Origin of the sequence: Clostridium sp. UBA7339, assembly GCF_002470865.1 — a bacterium.
In the GTDB taxonomy this organism is placed as follows: Bacteria; Bacillota; Clostridia; order Clostridiales; family Clostridiaceae; genus Clostridium_J; species Clostridium_J sulfidigenes.
The window spans coordinates 112,946-129,055 of record NZ_DKPI01000014.1 but is presented as its reverse complement, the minus strand read 5'-3'; the positions used below and the strand labels follow the sequence as shown (position 1 = coordinate 129,055).

Sequence of the window (16,110 nt, the reverse complement as noted above, 5' to 3'; positions counted from 1 at the left end):
TTATTTTGTAAAAGAAATAGTCTCTTGATTCTTTTTATAGTATAATTAGACCTTGAGTTGAATTATAAATTTGAACTATATTTGAGTAGGTGATTAAATGTTAGAAAATAGATTTTTACCAATTTGTAAAGATGATATGTTAGAAAGACAATGGGAACAGTTAGATTTTATAATAGTAACAGGAGATGCATACATAGACCATCATAGCTTTGGTACTGCTATAATTTCTAGAGTTCTTGAAGATGCAGGATTTAAAGTAGGAATAATTCCTCAACCTGATTGGCATAACACTGAAGATTTTATGAAATTAGGAAGACCTAGATTAGGATTTTTAGTTAATGGTGGTAACATGGATTCCATGGTAAATCATTACACTGTAGCTAAAAGAGTTAGAGAAAAGGATCTTTATTCTCCAGGTGGGAAAATAGGTTTAAGACCAGATCGAGCTACTATTGTATACTGTAATAAAATTAGAGAAGCATATAAGAATATTCCGGTTATAATTGGTGGAGTAGAGGCTAGTCTTAGGAGATTTGCCCATTATGATTACTGGAGTGATAAGGTAAGAAAATCAATGTTAGTAGATAGTGGAGCTGATTTACTTATATATGGAATGAGTGAAAAGCAAATAGTAGAAGTGGCAAATTGTTTAAATGATGGATTAGAAGTTCAGTATATAAGACATGTGCCTGGAACATGCTATATGATAGATGACTTAGAATATGTAAGCGGGTATATTGAGATACCGTCCTATAAAGCTGTATCTATAGATAAGATGGAGTATGCCAAAGCATTTAAGGTTCAATATGAAGAACAAGATCCAGTAAGAGGAAAGGCTCTAGTACAAAAGCATGCCAATAGATATGTGGTACAAAATAGACCAGAGATGCCACTAACTAGGGAAGAGTTAGACCATGTTTATGGATTATCTTACACAAAAAATTATCATCCTTGTTATGAAGAAGCAGGTGGAATAGCTGCTATAGAAGAGGTTAAATTTAGTATAGTTAGTTCTAGAGGTTGCTTTGGAAATTGTTCTTTTTGTGCTATAACTTTCCATCAAGGAAGAATAGTTCAGAGTAGAAGCGAAGATTCTATTTTACAAGAAGTTGTAGAAATAACAAATTTACCTGATTTTAAAGGATATATTCATGATGTGGGAGGTCCTACTGCAAACTTTAGACGCCCTGCATGCAAAACTCAGCTTAAGCATGGTGCATGTAAGCATAAGCAATGTTTATATCCAAAACCATGTAAAAATATAGATGCAGATCATACTGAGTATTTAGAACTACTAAGAAAGGTAAGAGCTACTCCTAAGGTGAAGAAGGCATTTGTACGCTCAGGGTTACGTTATGATTATATAATGGCAGATAAAAATGATACCTTCTTTAAAGAACTTGTAGAACATCATGTAAGTGGACAATTAAAGGTAGCTCCAGAGCATGTTTGTGCTGATGTTTTAAAGTATATGGGAAAACCATCTGGGAAGACCTATGATAGATTTGTAGATAAGTTTTATAATCTTACTGAGCAAGTTGGAAAGAAACAATATATTATACCTTACTTAATGTCTAGTCATCCAGGGAGTACATTAGCATCAGCTATAGAGTTAGCAGAATATCTAAGAGATATTAATTATCAGCCAGAGCAAGTTCAGGATTTTTATCCAACACCTGGAACTTTATCTACAGCTATGTTTTATACAGGGGTAGATCCATTAACTATGAAAGAGATATATGTACCTAAGAGCAAGAGGGAAAAAGCAATGCAAAGAGCTCTTCTTCAATATAGAAACCCTAAAAAGTATGATATAGTATATGAAGCTTTAGTGGAAGCTGGAAGAGAAGATTTAATAGGAAATGGACCGAAGTGTTTAATAAGGCCTAAAACACAAGGAAAAAATCTTAACCATGGTGGAAATTACAGTAGGCATAAAAAGGTTGGTAAAGAACATAGTAATAGTAAAACAGTTTTACCTAGAGGTAGTCATGGAAGAACTTCTTTAGAAAGAAAAAAGGGTAAAAACACTTCTACTAATAAGAGAAAATCTATGAAGAAAACTCGTCAGTAGTTAGGGAAAAGAAATAAGAAATAAGAAATAATTAAATCAAAATTTATTGTAAATATAAAATAAAAGTAATAATGATAGTAGATTTTCATTATTACTTTTATTTTTGATTAAAAAAATTTCATTATTGACAAAATAGTACGATGGTAGTACTATTTATTTAAAGATATAGTACGAAATTCGTACTAATTAAATTTTACGTTTAGCAAACAATAATATAGGTTGTAATCTATTGATTTAATAATTGAATTATGATGATTGTAGGATATAAGAAGATTTTAAAGGAGTAGGTGTAATGGAGGATAATGACAAGTTAATTGAAGAATTTTCGAATTTATGGAAAATGTTTTTGTCTTTTTCAAATCAACATAGGACTATGGAGGAATTTCCTAGGATAGAAAGACTTAATACTATGGAAATTAGTATTATAAGAATTGTCTATGATAGGGATGATATAATTTTAAAGGAAATTTGTAATATGTTAGACATACCTAAAAGTACTTTAACCAGTGCTATAGATAGGCTAGAAAGACTTAATTATGTGAATAGAACTATTAGTAAGAGAGACAGAAGATCCTATGGATTACAACTTACAGATGAAGGCAAGGAAGTGAAGAATGAACATATAGCTTTTGAAAGAAAATTGTATGGATATGTTTTAAATGCCTTAGACACAAATGGTGAAAGAGAAGAATTTTTAAAGCTATTTAGAAAGATAGTTAATAATATTTAAGTTTTATGAAGGGAGAAATGCTACTTAATTAGATATAAAATTGGAGTAGCAGGTGATGTTATGGAGACAGAAAAATTAACAATAAGAGTTCAACAAAGTTTAAATGATGCCTATGAGGAAGCAGTAAGAAATAATCATCAACAAGTAGATATTATTCATTTATTCTCTGCACTTCTAAATCAAAGAGATGGATTAATACCTAATGTCCTTGAAAAAATGGGTGTGGATGTTGAAGGAATTAAAAGAAAAGTAAATTTAGAGCTAGAGAAAATGCCTAAAGTATTAGGAGAAGGAGCTCGTTCATCTGGAGTTACTGCCACTAGAAGAATCAATGAAGTTTTAGTTAAGGCTCAAGATATATCAGAGAAATTTCATGATTCCTATATAAGTGTAGAACACATAATGATGGCTATCATGGAGGTTGATGCAAAAGGTATATCAGGGAAAATACTTAAGGAATATGGCATAGATAAAGAAAAATTTATGGAAGTGTTATCTCAGGTTAGGGGAAATCAAAGGGTAGATACTAATGATCCAGAGGGAACTTATGATGCTCTTGCTAAGTATGGAACGAATTTAATTGACCTTGCTAAGGAACATAAATTAGATCCTGTAATAGGAAGAGATGAAGAGATAAGACGTGTAATTAGAATTTTATCAAGAAGAACTAAAAACAATCCAGTGCTTATTGGTGAGCCTGGAGTAGGTAAGACTGCCATAGTTGAAGGTTTGGCAGAAAGAATTGTACGTGGAGATGTACCAGAAGGATTAAAAGACAGGATGATTTTTTCTTTAGATATGGGAGCTTTAATTGCAGGAGCTAAGTATAGAGGTGAATTTGAGGAAAGACTTAAAGCTGTACTAAAGGAAGTTAAGAGTTCTGATGGGAAGATAATATTATTTATAGATGAAATTCATACTATTGTAGGTGCTGGAAAAGCTGATGGAGCTATAGATGCAGGAAATCTTATAAAGCCTATGCTAGCAAGAGGAGAATTACATTGTATTGGAGCTACTACTTTTGATGAATATAGACAATATATAGAAAAAGATAAAGCATTAGAGAGAAGATTTCAACCAGTTATTGCAGAAGAGCCTACAGTACAAGATACAATTTCAATATTAAGAGGACTTAAGGAAAGATTTGAAATACACCATGGAGTTAGAATTCATGATTCAGCTATAGTAACAGCAGCCAAATTATCTAATAGGTATATTCAAGATAGGTTTTTACCAGACAAAGCCATAGATTTAATTGATGAAGCTGGGGCTATGATAAGAAGTGAAATAGATTCTCTTCCTACAGAACTTGATATGGTTAGAAGAAAGCTATTTACATTAGAAACTGAAAGAGAAGCTCTGATTAAAGAAAGTGATGAAGCATCTCAAAAGAGACTTGAACAACTTCAAAAGGAGTTAGCAGAATTAAAAGAAAAAAATGATGAAATGACTGCTAAATATGAACAAGAAAAAAGCAAGATTCTTGAAGTTAGAACTTTGAAAGAGCAATTGGATGAAGCTAGAGGTAAGGTTGAAAGGTATGAGAGAGAATATGATTTAAATAGTGCTGCAGAACTAAAATATGGGGTTATACCACGTCTTGAAGAAGAAATAAAGGAAAAAGAAGAAAGCATGCACAATAATTATGAAACAGCCCTTCTCAAAGAAGAGGTTACAGAAGAAGAAATTTCTCAAATTGTATCTAAGTGGACTGGAATTCCAGTAACACGATTAGTAGAAGGGGAAAGAGAAAAACTATTAAGATTAGAGGAGGAACTTAGCAATAGGGTAATAGGTCAAGATGAAGCAGTAACAGCTGTTGCTAATGCCGTAATTAGGGCTAGAGCAGGGATGAAAGATGAAAATAAGCCTATTGGTTCATTCATTTTCCTAGGGCCTACAGGGGTAGGTAAAACAGAACTGGCTAAAACTTTAGCGAGAAATTTATTTGATAGTGAAGAAAATATTATAAGAATTGATATGTCAGAGTACATGGAAAAATATTCAGTATCAAGACTTATAGGAGCGCCTCCAGGATATGTAGGTTATGAAGAAGGGGGACAATTAACTGAAGCGGTAAGAAGAAATCCATATTCAGTAGTTTTATTTGATGAGATAGAAAAGGCTCATGAAGATGTATTTAACGTATTTCTACAAATATTAGATGATGGAAGACTCACTGATAATAAGGGCAAAACTATAGACTTTAAAAATACTATAATAATTATGACTTCTAATATAGGTAGTAGTCATCTACTAGAGGATAGTGGTGTGATTACTGAAAAAACTAAAGCTTTAGTAATGAGTGAAATGAAGAGTAGGTTCAAGCCAGAATTTTTAAACCGTGTAGATGACATTATAATGTTTAAACCACTAAATATTGAAGGTATAAAGAAAATTATAGATATATTTATTGACCATGTTAGAAGAAGATTATATGATAAAAATATAGGTTTAGAAATTACTGACGTAGCTAAGGAGATTTTAGCAACAGAAGGCTATGATCCAGTTTATGGGGCAAGACCACTAAAAAGATATATTGGAAATGTTTTAGAAACCATGATTGCAAAAAAAATTATAGCTGGGGAAGTTTACGATGGATGTAATATTTTAGTAGATGGTAAGGGTGAACAAATAGTATTTGAAATAAGTAATAAAGGGATTACTACTGTATAAATAAAGATAAAATAAAATATTTATATAATTACTTGCATTATACGTAAAGTGTATGTTATACTGAGTAAGTGGTTAAACACAAATAAAATTGAAATAAAGATTTAACATATATAATAATTTTCTTCAATTCGAGGATTTGTTAATAATAGGTGGATCTTTAAAATGGAGGAATTGTAAATGGCAGATAGAACATTAACATGCAGAGATTGCGGAAACGAATTCGTATTCACAGAGGGAGAGCAAGCTTTCTACGCTGAAAAAGGATTCGAAAATGAGCCAACTAGATGTGCTGATTGCAGAAGAGCAAGAAAAGCAGAAAGAAATAGAAGATAATTAATATTTAATATTTCAATGAAAGCTATAAGAAGTGATTCTTATAGCTTTTATTTTTGAGCTATATAGAATTAACTATTTATATAAAAAGTATTAATGTATAAAATTTTAAAAATAAGTAGAAATATATATATAAATCTAATATGATGTAAAATAGGAATAATGATTAGATATTAATTAGATACAAGGAGATAGTTATGGAAAGTGGATTTAAAAAATATAATTTAAGTGAAAACATATTACAGGCTCTAAACAATCTAGGGTTTGAAAATCCTTCTGAAGTTCAAGATAAAACAATTCCAAGTCTTTTGGATGGAGAAGATATTATAGTAAAATCACAAACTGGAAGTGGGAAAACAGCGAGCTTTGGAGTTCCTATTTGTAATGAAGTTAGGGTAGAAGAGGGAAAAATAACAGCATTAGTTCTAGTTCCCACAAGAGAACTTGCATTACAGGTTAAAGATGATATATCCAATATAGGGAGAATAAAAAAAGTTAGATGTGCTGCTGTTTTTGGAAAGCAGCCTTTTAATGAGCAGGTTAGAGAACTTAAGCAGAGGGTACATATAGTAATAGGAACACCTGGGAGGATAAGTGACCATATGAATAGAGGAAACTTAAACTTTAAGGATTTAACATATGTAATCATTGATGAAGCAGATAAAATGCTAAATATGGGTTTTATAGATCAGATAAGTGATATACTAGATAGACTACCGAAAAAAAGGACAACAGCTCTATTTTCTGCAACAATACCAGAAAGTATCGAGGAGCTATGCACTAATTATATGATAAACCCTAGATTTTTAGAAATAGAATCCAAGATATTTAATCGCGATAAAATAAAAGAATCATATTTAAATGTTGAACATAAAGATAAGTTTAAAGCCTTATGGAAGAACTTATATGCATGCACACCGGATGCAGCTATAATATTTTGTAATACCAAAGATAAAGTTAAAAAAGTGTATGAAGAATTAAAGTCAGAGGGAATTCCAGTAGAACAACTACATGGAGATATGGAACAAAAAATAAGGATTGAAACTATGGAAAGGTTCAAGAATGAGGAATTTAAAGTACTGGTTGCTACGGATATTGCAGCAAGAGGGATTCATGTAGATAATATAACTCATGTATTTAATTATGAAGTTCCAATGGAAAGGGAAAGTTATGTTCATAGAATAGGTAGAACGGGAAGAGCAGGACGGGAAGGAACAGCTATAACTTTAGTTTCTGAATATGAAAAGAAGTATTTGACTTCTATAGAAGAATACTTAGGGTATAGTATTAAAAAGGGGAATTTCCCAAGTGATTTAGAGATTAAAGAAGGTAAGAGTGTATTTAAGGAGAGTCAGAAAGAACTTAAAGTAGGACAGAGAAATAAAAAGAAAGTAATTCATAAAGATATCTTAAAAGTATACATTGGAGCTGGTAAAAAAAAGAAAATAAGGAATATAGATATAGTGGGAGCTCTTAGTAATCTTCCAGATTTGAATGGAGACGATATTGGTATAATAGATATACAAGATAATATTTCTTATGTAGATATACTGAATAATAAAGGTGAGAACTTCTTAAAAAAATATGGAGAGATAATTATTAAAGGTAAAAAAGTTAAAGTGCAAAAATCTAGGAAATAAAATTAAAATATATATTGAATTATTATTATCGCCATGATATACTAAAAGAGTAGTAAATACAAAAATATATTATAAAGATTTAAGATTAATAACACTTTTCTCCAGTTTTAGAGAATCAGTTAGTTAAAAGTAAATCTTTAAAAATGGAGGAATGAAAAATGGCAGATAGAACATTAACATGTAAAGATTGCGGAAATGAATTCATATTCACAGAAGGAGAGCAAGCTTTCTACGCTGAAAAAGGATTCGAAAATGACCCAGTAAGATGTGCTGATTGCAGAAGAGCAAGAAAATCAGAAAGAAATAGAAGATAGTAATATTTAATATTTCAATAGAAGCTATAAGAATTAATCTTATAGCTTTATTTTTATATAAAATTATAATAATTTATTAAAATATAAGGATTGATTTTATATATAGTATATGAGTTATTTAAAAATAAAATAATCCTATAATTGGTATAAAAATGGATATAAGTATTCAAAAAATACTTGAAATTTAACTAGCAAAGTGATAAACTGAAACCATAAAATAAAAAGATTCACATCTATTATAACTTTCTCCGTTTTTAGGGAATTGGTTAATTGAATGTAAATCTTTAAAAATGGAGGAATTAAAATGGCAGATAAAACAATATTATGCAAAGACTGTGGTAAAGAATTTATATTTACAGAGGGAGAGCAAGCTTTCTACGCTGAAAAAGGATTCGAAAATGAGCCAGTAAGATGCCCAGATTGCAGAAGAGCAAGAAAAGCAGAAAGAAATAGAAGATAATAATCTATTTTCTATAGAACTACAGACTAAGGTCTTGTAGTTCTTTTTTTAGTTAAAGGACTATTCTAAGGCAATTAAAAGATAATAGATTGCCTTAGAATAGTCCTTTATTATATTAAAATATAAATTAAACTGCTAGGTGTAGTAGATTTACGGATAATGTAAAGTATAGAGTTAGTGCAACCGCATCTACTATAGTTGTGATTAATGGGCTTGCCATAATAGCAGGATCTAATTTTAATTTTTTTGCTAAGATGGGTAGTATACCACCTACTATTTTAGCTACAACAACAGTACAGAATAAGCTTATACATACAGTGAAAGAAATTAAAAGGTTAATTTTTTCAAAATAATATATTCTTATAAAATTTACTATGGCAAGAACGGAACCTGTAATGATACTAACTCTTAGTTCTTTAAATATAACTTTAAATCCATCAGATAATTTTATATCTCCTAAGGCAAGACCTCTTATGATAAGAGTTGAAGATTGAGATCCGGCATTGCCGCCTGTATCCATTAACATTGGAATGAAGGAAGCAAGAATAACTACTGAGGATAGGACATCTTCGAATTTTCTTATAATGTTTCCTGTAAAAGTTGCTGAAATCATTAATACAAGAAGCCAAACTATTCTATGCTTAGAAAGAGTCCAAACACTGGTCTTTAAGTATTCTTCTTCATTTGGCTCCATAGCGGCCATTTTTTGGAAGTCTTCTGTGTTTTCTTGGTCTATAATATCTACTATATCATCTATGGTGATTATTCCAACTAATTTTTTTTCATTATCAGTAACTGGGATAGATAACAAGTCATACTTTTTAAATAGTTGAGCTATATTCTCTTGATCATCTAAAGTATTAACATGTATAAATTCAGTTTTCATTAAATTTTCTATTAGCATATTTTCATCACTTAAAATAAGTTTTCTTAAAGAAACAATACCTTCTAGCTCTCTGTTATCGCCTAAAACATAGCAAGTGTGAATAGTTTCCTTATCTATGCCTGTTTTCTTTATATGAGCAATAGCTTCATTTACAGACATATGCTTTTTTAAATCAGCAAATTCTATAGTCATTATACTTCCAGCTGAACTTTCAGGATATTTTAAGAATTGATTTATAATCTTACGAGTATTTTCATCTGTATTTTTTAAAACTTTTTTAACCACATTAGCAGGTAGTTCTTCTAGAAAGTCTATAGTATCATCAATGAATAAATCATCTATAATATTTGAAATTTCACTATCGGTAATAGAGTCAATTATAAATAGTCTTTCCTCGTGGTCTAGATAAGAAAATACATGTGCAGCTTTGTCTTTAGGAAGTACTCTAAAAATTTTAACTACAGATTCTTTATCCATTTCACCTAATAAAGTAGCTATATCTACTACATTCTTTTTTTCAAGAGTTTTTCTTGCATCAATGAATTTTTTTTCATTGATTAGTTTTATTGTGTTTTCCATTGTTACCCCTCCTATTAATTCAATACATTATGAACGTTCAAAATAAGTATTGACTAAAATTGAAAAATTATAATTTCTAGGTTGTAGTGGGTAAAAAACAATGAAGACATAAAAAAGCATTAAACCTCATGTTTAATGCCTTGATAAATAACTATGTAATATTTCTATCTGTTTATGGACATAAAATTCTTAATGATAGATTTAACTTTGAAAAAGTTAAAGTAAAATTTAATTATGCCATAAAGAGGGTAAGAAGTTACATAGAGTTTTATTTTTGGATTAAACAATAAACTTATTAAATCTTCATTGTCAATATTACTACTACCATCGTCCATGCTTCTTACACCTCCTAAAGTTTATCAAATAAAAAAACCTCCGTAAACTAAAACGCAGGCAAATACTAATAATAGTATGTCTCGTTCAAGTTTTAGCTCTGCAAGGCAATGAAATTGCGTTAGATTAAGCCTTCTTTGTTCGGCAAAATCTGCTAACCAGTTAAGAGTGTTTCCACTCTTTTACGGTAGCAACCCGTATCCTTGTAGTAACCTCACCTACCGAGGTATATAAAATTTTCCACTAAATAATTATATTACTTTATTTAAAATAAGTCAACAGTAAAAGGTGAATTTTTTTAAATCATTTCATTTGATAAAATATAGGACTATTTATTTTAAAAGAAATAGTCCTATATTATGTATTATTGCATTTTTAGTTCTCAACGTGTAATAAGAATTTACTTGAAACCTTTATTCCAATAGCACCTAAAGGTGCAGTTATTAAAATGGATAATACAGATATTGCTAGAATAAAATCTCCAGAAACAACACCTAGAGACAGAGGCAAGGCCCCCATGGCTGCTTGAACTGTAGCTTTAGGTATATAGGAGATGACACAGAAAATCCTTTCCTTTACGTTTAAATTAGTACCTATAAGTGAAATTATAACTCCAATACTTCTACCTACTAGTCCTATAAAAATAATTATTATACCTATTGCGCCTGAGGTGAATGCTACAGATATGTTTACTTGAGCGCCCACTAAAACAAAGAGTAGAATTTCTGCAAATATCCATAATGTATTAAGTCCTTGAGAAAGGGGAGCAGCAACATTAGGAAGTTTCTCAGTAAGAACAAAGCCAATAGTCATAACACCTAAAAGGCTTGCAATTAATAATTTATCTTTAAAGATAGTTTCTAAGGTAGTTAAAAGTATAGAAATAGCTAGCACAATTAGTATCTTTTTTACATCATTAATACTACACTTTTTAAATAAATATATAATTACAAAGCCTAATATTAATCCTAGTCCTATTCCTAATATTATGGAAAGTGGTATTTGAAAAAGTTGGGAAGCGATATTAACGTTCTTACCAGAATATAAGGCAAGAAAGCTAGTTAATATTGTAATTGCAAATACATCATCAATAGAAGCACCAGCTAATATTAAAGTAGGGATGCTCTTATTAGTGCCAATTTTTTTATCTATAAGGCTAATCATTTGAGGTACAACTACAGCAGGAGATACGGCAGCAATTATAAATCCAAGGATTCCTCCTTGGATAAAGGTGAATCCTAGTAATTTAGTAGAAATAAAGGCTATAAAAAAACCTTCTAATATTCCAGGTATACAACTCATTTTTATTGCAGGTTTTCCAATTTTCTTTAAATCGGACGTTTTTATACCCATCCCAGCTCTTAATAAGATAACAATAAGTGCTATTTTACGCAAATCAGAAGAGATATTTAGTAAATCTCCATGAACCAAATTAAATCCATAGGGACCTATAGTGATTCCTAAAATTAACATACCTAAAAGTCCAGGAAGTTTAATTTTTTCAAATATAAAGTTAGAAACAATAGCAAGTAATATAATAATTGCTATACTTGTAGCCATAAAATAGCCCTCCTTTTAAATTAAAGCTTTACAATGCCAAGATTAAGACTATAAATTATTAACACAAAATATTGAAAGAATTTATTTGGTGTTAATAATTTAGTTATTTTACACATAAAAATCTCCTACAGACATACTCATAGCGTTGTCTGTAGGAGTCATTAGCAATTGCGATTAAGGTGAACTCCATCACCATAAATTATATTTTGAGTATATCAATGTTTAAAAATAAAATCAATATTTAAAAGTATAAAATTTTATGGGAATTAAAATTTCGATATACGAAATTATTATAGAATTTCATAGAATATTATGATAACATAATAAATATAGAATAAATTTACATATATAAGGAGGAAATATTATGTTATTAGAAAAATTAATCAGTGCCTTTGGTGTTAGTGGATATGAAAAAGACATAAGAAGCGTAATAAGAGAAGAGATTAAGGAGTTAGCAGATGAAATTACTGTAGACGCCCTTGGAAATTTAATAGTTTATAAATCAGGAGTTGGAGAAAATAAGAAGAAAATTATGGCCTCTGCTCACATGGATGAGATAGGATTTCAAGTTGTAAAAATAGAAGATAAGGGGAATATTAGAGTTAGAGCATTAGGTGGAATCCCGGTTATTGGTACATCTATGAATAGAGTTAAGTTTAGAAATGGAATAATTGGACTAGTAGCTAGCACAATTAAGGAAAAAGAATTAACCACAGATACTAAAAAATTGTATATCGATATTGGAGCTAGTAGTAAGGAAGAAGCAGAAAAATATCTTAAAGTTGGAGATGTAGCAGCATATGTTGGAGATTATGCAGAGCTTAAGGAAAACAATATAACAGGTAAAGCGCTAGATGATAGAATTGGATGCTATATATTAGTGGAAGCTTTAAAGAAAATCAATAAGCCGTATAATGATTTATACTTTGTATTTTCAACACAAGAAGAAGTTGGTCTTAGAGGAGCTACTGTTGCAGCTAATAGAATTAATCCAGACTTAGGAATAGCTCTAGATGTTACAACTGCGCATGATTTTCCTAATTGCCCAGAAGGTAGCAATAAAGTTGGGGAAGGAACTGCGATTAAGGTTTCAGATGGTTCAGTTATATGCAATGAATATTTAGTAGAAGAGATGGTCAATTGTGCTAAGGAAAATAACATTAAATATCAATTGGATGTTATTGATGGTGGTGGTACAGATGCAGGAGCTATCAATAAATCCAACTTTGGAGTTAGGGCCACAGGTATATCAGTAGCAACTAGATATGTACATGGACCTAATGCGTTACTAAGTATGGATGATACAAATGCATCCATAGATCTTTTAGTGAATTATGTAAATAGAGAATTTAACTTTGACGAAGAATAGAATTAAATATAAAGTTTAATTTACGATAGAATTAAATAAAGAGATGTTTGTTACAAACAATATAAGTATAAGAGGAGGAAAGCATATGTTAAACTTTACACTTTATAATCCAACTAAATTAGTATTTGGAGAAAGTACAATAGAAACTATAGGAGAACATTTAGTTAAGAGTGGAATTAGAAAGGTATTAATAGTATATGGAAAAGGCTCCATAATGAAAAATGGAGTTTATGATACTGTTGTAGAATCTTTAGAGAATAATAACATAGATTATATTAAATTATCAGGAGTTAAGCCTAATCCAGTATTATCAAAGGTTCAAGAAGGCATAAAGTTAGCTAAAGAAAATGAGGTAGATGGAGTTTTAGCTGTAGGTGGAGGAAGTGTAATAGATTCGTCTAAAGCTATAGCTGCGGGAGTATGCTATGAGGGCAATGTATGGGAGTTATTTGAAGGTAAAGGAAGTGTTAAAAAAGCACTACCTCTATTTACTATATTGACTCTATCAGCAACAGGATCTGAGATGAATTCAGGTGGTGTAGTAACTAATGAAGATGAAGGTAAAAAGTGGAGCTTTGGTTCACCTTTATTATATCCTAAAGTATCTATTTTAGATCCTTCAGTTCAAAGATCTCTTCCATCCAATCAAACGGCTAATGGAGCAATAGATGCTATAAGTCACGTATTTGAAGCTTATTATGGTGGAACAGAAAGTACTGATATGCTTGATGAACTTTCAGAAGGTATTATAAGAACTGTAATTACACATACTAGAGAGTTATTAAAAGATAGCAACAATTATAAATCACGAAGTGAACTTGCTTTTGCAGCAACTTTAGCCTTAAATGGATTGAATGGAGTTGGAAGGAAAGGTGATTGGGCATCTCATTCTATAGAACATTCTCTTTCAGTACTTAATGATATTGCCCATGGTTCAGGTCTTGCTATTATAATGCCAGCATGGATGAAATATGTTTATAAAGAAGATGCTAAGAAATTTGCGAAATTTGCATGTCATGTATTTACTATAAATGAAGGTAGTGACGAAGAAAAGGCCCTAAAAGGTATTGAGGCGCTGAGAGATTTCTATAAGGAGATAGGAGCACCTATAACTTTAAAAGAAGTGGGAGTTAAGAGAGAAGAATTAGATTTTATAGCTGATAATGCTGCAATCCTTGCACCTATTGGAACACTTAAACCTTTAAAAAGAGATGATATCTATAATATATTAGAAATTGCTTTTGAATAAGCTTATAAGAATACAATATTATTAACTTAAAGTAAACATCACATTAAATAAATCTTAGTTTATTTAATGTGATGTTTTTTATTTTATATTATAAAATATTTTAAAAGAATTATAAGTATATCAGGAGATAGTTTACAAAATTAAAGTATAATTTAATGTTAATAAATTTAATAATATACTAATTAAAGATATTTTATAAAAATAAAAAGGAATAGTAACGTATTTATAGAATATATAAGAAAAAATGGGGTATATTACTGGAGTTTGGGGGAGTAGATTAATGTTAGAAAGTTATAGGTATGTACAAAATGAAAATATAACGGTTTATTATATTGGAAATGATATGAGATTTGTAGTAGAAGTTAAAGAGGAAATACTTTATGCATATAAAGAATTAGAAAATTATTTTCATTTAATAGATAAAGGATTTTCTATAAGGGCTATTATAGCTATGAACAGAAGAGAATATAATTATATAAGTAAAATGATTTTAAAACTTAGGGGGAATAATGAATCTAAGAAAAGTCAAGTAGCTATTACATCTAAAAATGATCTGTTGATATTATCACCTTTTGCATATGAAGAAGAATCTACTTATACTTATGATGAGTATAAGCTTAAAAAAGTAATTTACAGTCAGGTAGTTCATATATTTCATGAATTTCTATCTTTAAATTCAGAAGTTTCATCTACATGGATAGGACAAGGAATAGCTATGTATTTATCTGAATTATGGAAAGAGGGTGAAGTAAAAAAAGTAATAAATGAAGCTATAAAGAAAGACATGATACCACAATTAAATGAAATTCAAGAAAATGAAAGTCTATATAAGATATGGGCATGGACTATAGTCAAGTATATAGAAGAAAACTATGGTAAGGAAACAATAAATAAAATTATAAGAAACTATGATGTAGATGATATTTTTAATATATTAAAGTGTTCTATTGATGACTTTGAAGTTCAATGGAAAATTTGGTTAAAGGACGAAAATAATCTATCATAGAAAATAAAGACCGTTTCAATTTAGAAACAGTCTTTACTTTTTATGTTCTAATTATTTTCTTTTTTCCCAAGTATATATGTAAGTATAAAACCAATTAAAAAAGTTATAATTGATAGCATTCCTGATAAATTAAAAGTAAAACCAGGATATACTGGAAAGACAGAACCTAAAATTAATCCACAAATAGCAAAATATGCAGGTTGAGGATATTTACTCATAAAGGATTCTATGAGCTTTGTCATAGTCAATATACCGACAAGAACACCCAAACCACCAGGAATAAGTAAAGGAATATTAAAGGTAGAAACTGCATTAGTAAAAGTAGTATATAGTCCAATAATCAAAAGTACTAAAGAACCACTTACCCCTGGAAGAATCATAGTGGCAGCTGCAATGAATCCTGCTAGGAATAGGGATATAAAAGATTTTACACTTAAACTAGTCATAGCTATAGTGCTAACTTCTACATCACTAAATATAGACATAATTACCATTAATGTGAAAGTCAAGAGAAACCAAAGATAATTTATTTTTTTTACTTTTCCCTTTGTTGCTCTTTTATATAGCATAGGAAATGAACCTAAAATCAATCCTATAAAAAAGAAATTGGTTGGCTCAGGGTGATTTGTTAATAGATTTGTAATTAATTTACTAAATAGTATTATACCTAAGCCTGCACCTATAGCTATTTCACCAAGAAAGAAAATATTTTTTTTCCAATCTTTAAAAAAGCTATTTACAGCAGATATAAGTTTATCATAAATACCTAGAACTACCGCCATAGTTCCTCCGCTAACACCAGGAATAACATTGGAGACACCAATAACCATTCCTTTTAAAATAACAAATATATTTTCCATACTTTATCTCCTCATATAATTAAATTTGTAGTTAATTTAAA

General features: G+C 29.9%; 14 protein-coding genes and 2 riboswitches. Of the genes, 10 read left to right on the top strand and 4 right to left on the bottom strand.

From position 1 onward, the window contains the following. The first annotated feature begins 97 nt into the window (after window positions 1-97). From B2S02_RS14735 to B2S02_RS14705, 7 genes are all read left to right on the top strand, one after another. Entirely contained in the window at window positions 98-2,074 is a 1,977-nt protein-coding gene (locus tag B2S02_RS14735) for a YgiQ family radical SAM protein (protein ID WP_346848915.1), read from the top strand. Window positions 2,075-2,366: 292 nt separating this feature from the next. Beyond that, complete coding sequence (locus B2S02_RS14730; protein ID WP_346848916.1) at window positions 2,367-2,804, top strand: MarR family winged helix-turn-helix transcriptional regulator; 438 nt, start codon at window positions 2,367-2,369, stop codon at window positions 2,802-2,804. Between the two features lie 60 nt (window positions 2,805-2,864). Further along, window positions 2,865-5,480: an ATP-dependent chaperone ClpB gene (gene clpB / locus B2S02_RS14725; RefSeq protein ID WP_346920966.1), complete on the top strand. Its 2,616-nt coding sequence runs from the start codon at window positions 2,865-2,867 to the stop codon at window positions 5,478-5,480. A 177-nt stretch (window positions 5,481-5,657) separates the two neighbouring features. Next, window positions 5,658-5,813 carry a zinc-ribbon domain-containing protein gene (locus tag B2S02_RS14720; protein ID WP_035132601.1) on the top strand — a complete coding sequence of 52 codons (156 nt, stop codon included), beginning with the start codon at window positions 5,658-5,660 and terminating at the stop codon, window positions 5,811-5,813. Between the two features lie 197 nt (window positions 5,814-6,010). Continuing rightward, a complete protein-coding gene (locus B2S02_RS14715) occupies window positions 6,011-7,453 on the top strand; it encodes a DEAD/DEAH box helicase (RefSeq protein ID WP_346920965.1) in 1,443 nt (480 codons plus the stop codon). A gap of 158 nt (window positions 7,454-7,611) precedes the next feature. Further along, a complete protein-coding gene (locus B2S02_RS14710) occupies window positions 7,612-7,767 on the top strand; it encodes a zinc-ribbon domain-containing protein (protein WP_035132599.1) in 156 nt (51 codons plus the stop codon). Window positions 7,768-8,071: 304 nt separating this feature from the next. After that, on the top strand, window positions 8,072-8,227 hold the full coding sequence (locus B2S02_RS14705; protein ID WP_035132598.1) for a zinc-ribbon domain-containing protein: 156 nt from the start codon (window positions 8,072-8,074) through the stop codon (window positions 8,225-8,227). Window positions 8,228-8,354: 127 nt separating this feature from the next. Here B2S02_RS14705 and mgtE read toward each other — a convergent pair whose 3' ends face one another. The 3 genes from mgtE to B2S02_RS14690 all read right to left on the bottom strand — a co-directional run bounded on the left by mgtE (window position 8,355) and on the right by B2S02_RS14690 (window position 11,585). Beyond that, window positions 8,355-9,692 (bottom strand): magnesium transporter, encoded by a 1,338-nt coding sequence (gene mgtE, locus B2S02_RS14700; protein ID WP_346920964.1) that lies wholly within the window; start codon window positions 9,690-9,692, stop codon window positions 8,355-8,357. Between the two features lie 164 nt (window positions 9,693-9,856). Continuing rightward, entirely contained in the window at window positions 9,857-10,027 is a 171-nt protein-coding gene (locus B2S02_RS14695) for a hypothetical protein (RefSeq protein ID WP_346920963.1), read from the bottom strand. Window positions 10,028-10,098: 71 nt separating this feature from the next. Further along, window positions 10,099-10,258, bottom strand: a riboswitch (M-box (ykoK) riboswitch). A gap of 142 nt (window positions 10,259-10,400) precedes the next feature. After that, the gene (locus B2S02_RS14690) at window positions 10,401-11,585 is read right to left on the bottom strand and encodes a cation:proton antiporter (RefSeq protein ID WP_346920962.1); all 1,185 of its coding nucleotides are present in this window, start codon (window positions 11,583-11,585) and stop codon (window positions 10,401-10,403) included. Between the two features lie 145 nt (window positions 11,586-11,730). After that, a riboswitch (Fluoride riboswitch) is annotated at window positions 11,731-11,788 on the bottom strand. Window positions 11,789-11,949: 161 nt separating this feature from the next. Between B2S02_RS14690 and B2S02_RS14685 the strand changes: the two genes are divergently transcribed. The 3 genes from B2S02_RS14685 (at window position 11,950) to B2S02_RS14675 (ending at window position 15,209) form a co-directional block, all read left to right on the top strand. Further along, window positions 11,950-12,954, top strand: a complete 1,005-nt coding sequence (locus B2S02_RS14685) for a M42 family metallopeptidase (protein ID WP_035132595.1) — start codon at window positions 11,950-11,952, stop codon at window positions 12,952-12,954. Between the two features lie 85 nt (window positions 12,955-13,039). Then, the gene (locus B2S02_RS14680) at window positions 13,040-14,203 is read left to right on the top strand and encodes an iron-containing alcohol dehydrogenase (protein WP_346848922.1); all 1,164 of its coding nucleotides are present in this window, start codon (window positions 13,040-13,042) and stop codon (window positions 14,201-14,203) included. Window positions 14,204-14,483: 280 nt separating this feature from the next. Continuing rightward, a complete protein-coding gene (locus B2S02_RS14675) occupies window positions 14,484-15,209 on the top strand; it encodes a hypothetical protein (RefSeq protein WP_346920961.1) in 726 nt (241 codons plus the stop codon). 47 nt (window positions 15,210-15,256) lie between these two features. On the opposite strand, the gene B2S02_RS14670 is transcribed toward B2S02_RS14675, so the two are convergent. After that, complete coding sequence (locus B2S02_RS14670) at window positions 15,257-16,069, bottom strand: DUF368 domain-containing protein (RefSeq protein WP_346848924.1); 813 nt, start codon at window positions 16,067-16,069, stop codon at window positions 15,257-15,259. Window positions 16,070-16,110: the final 41 nt, after the last annotated feature.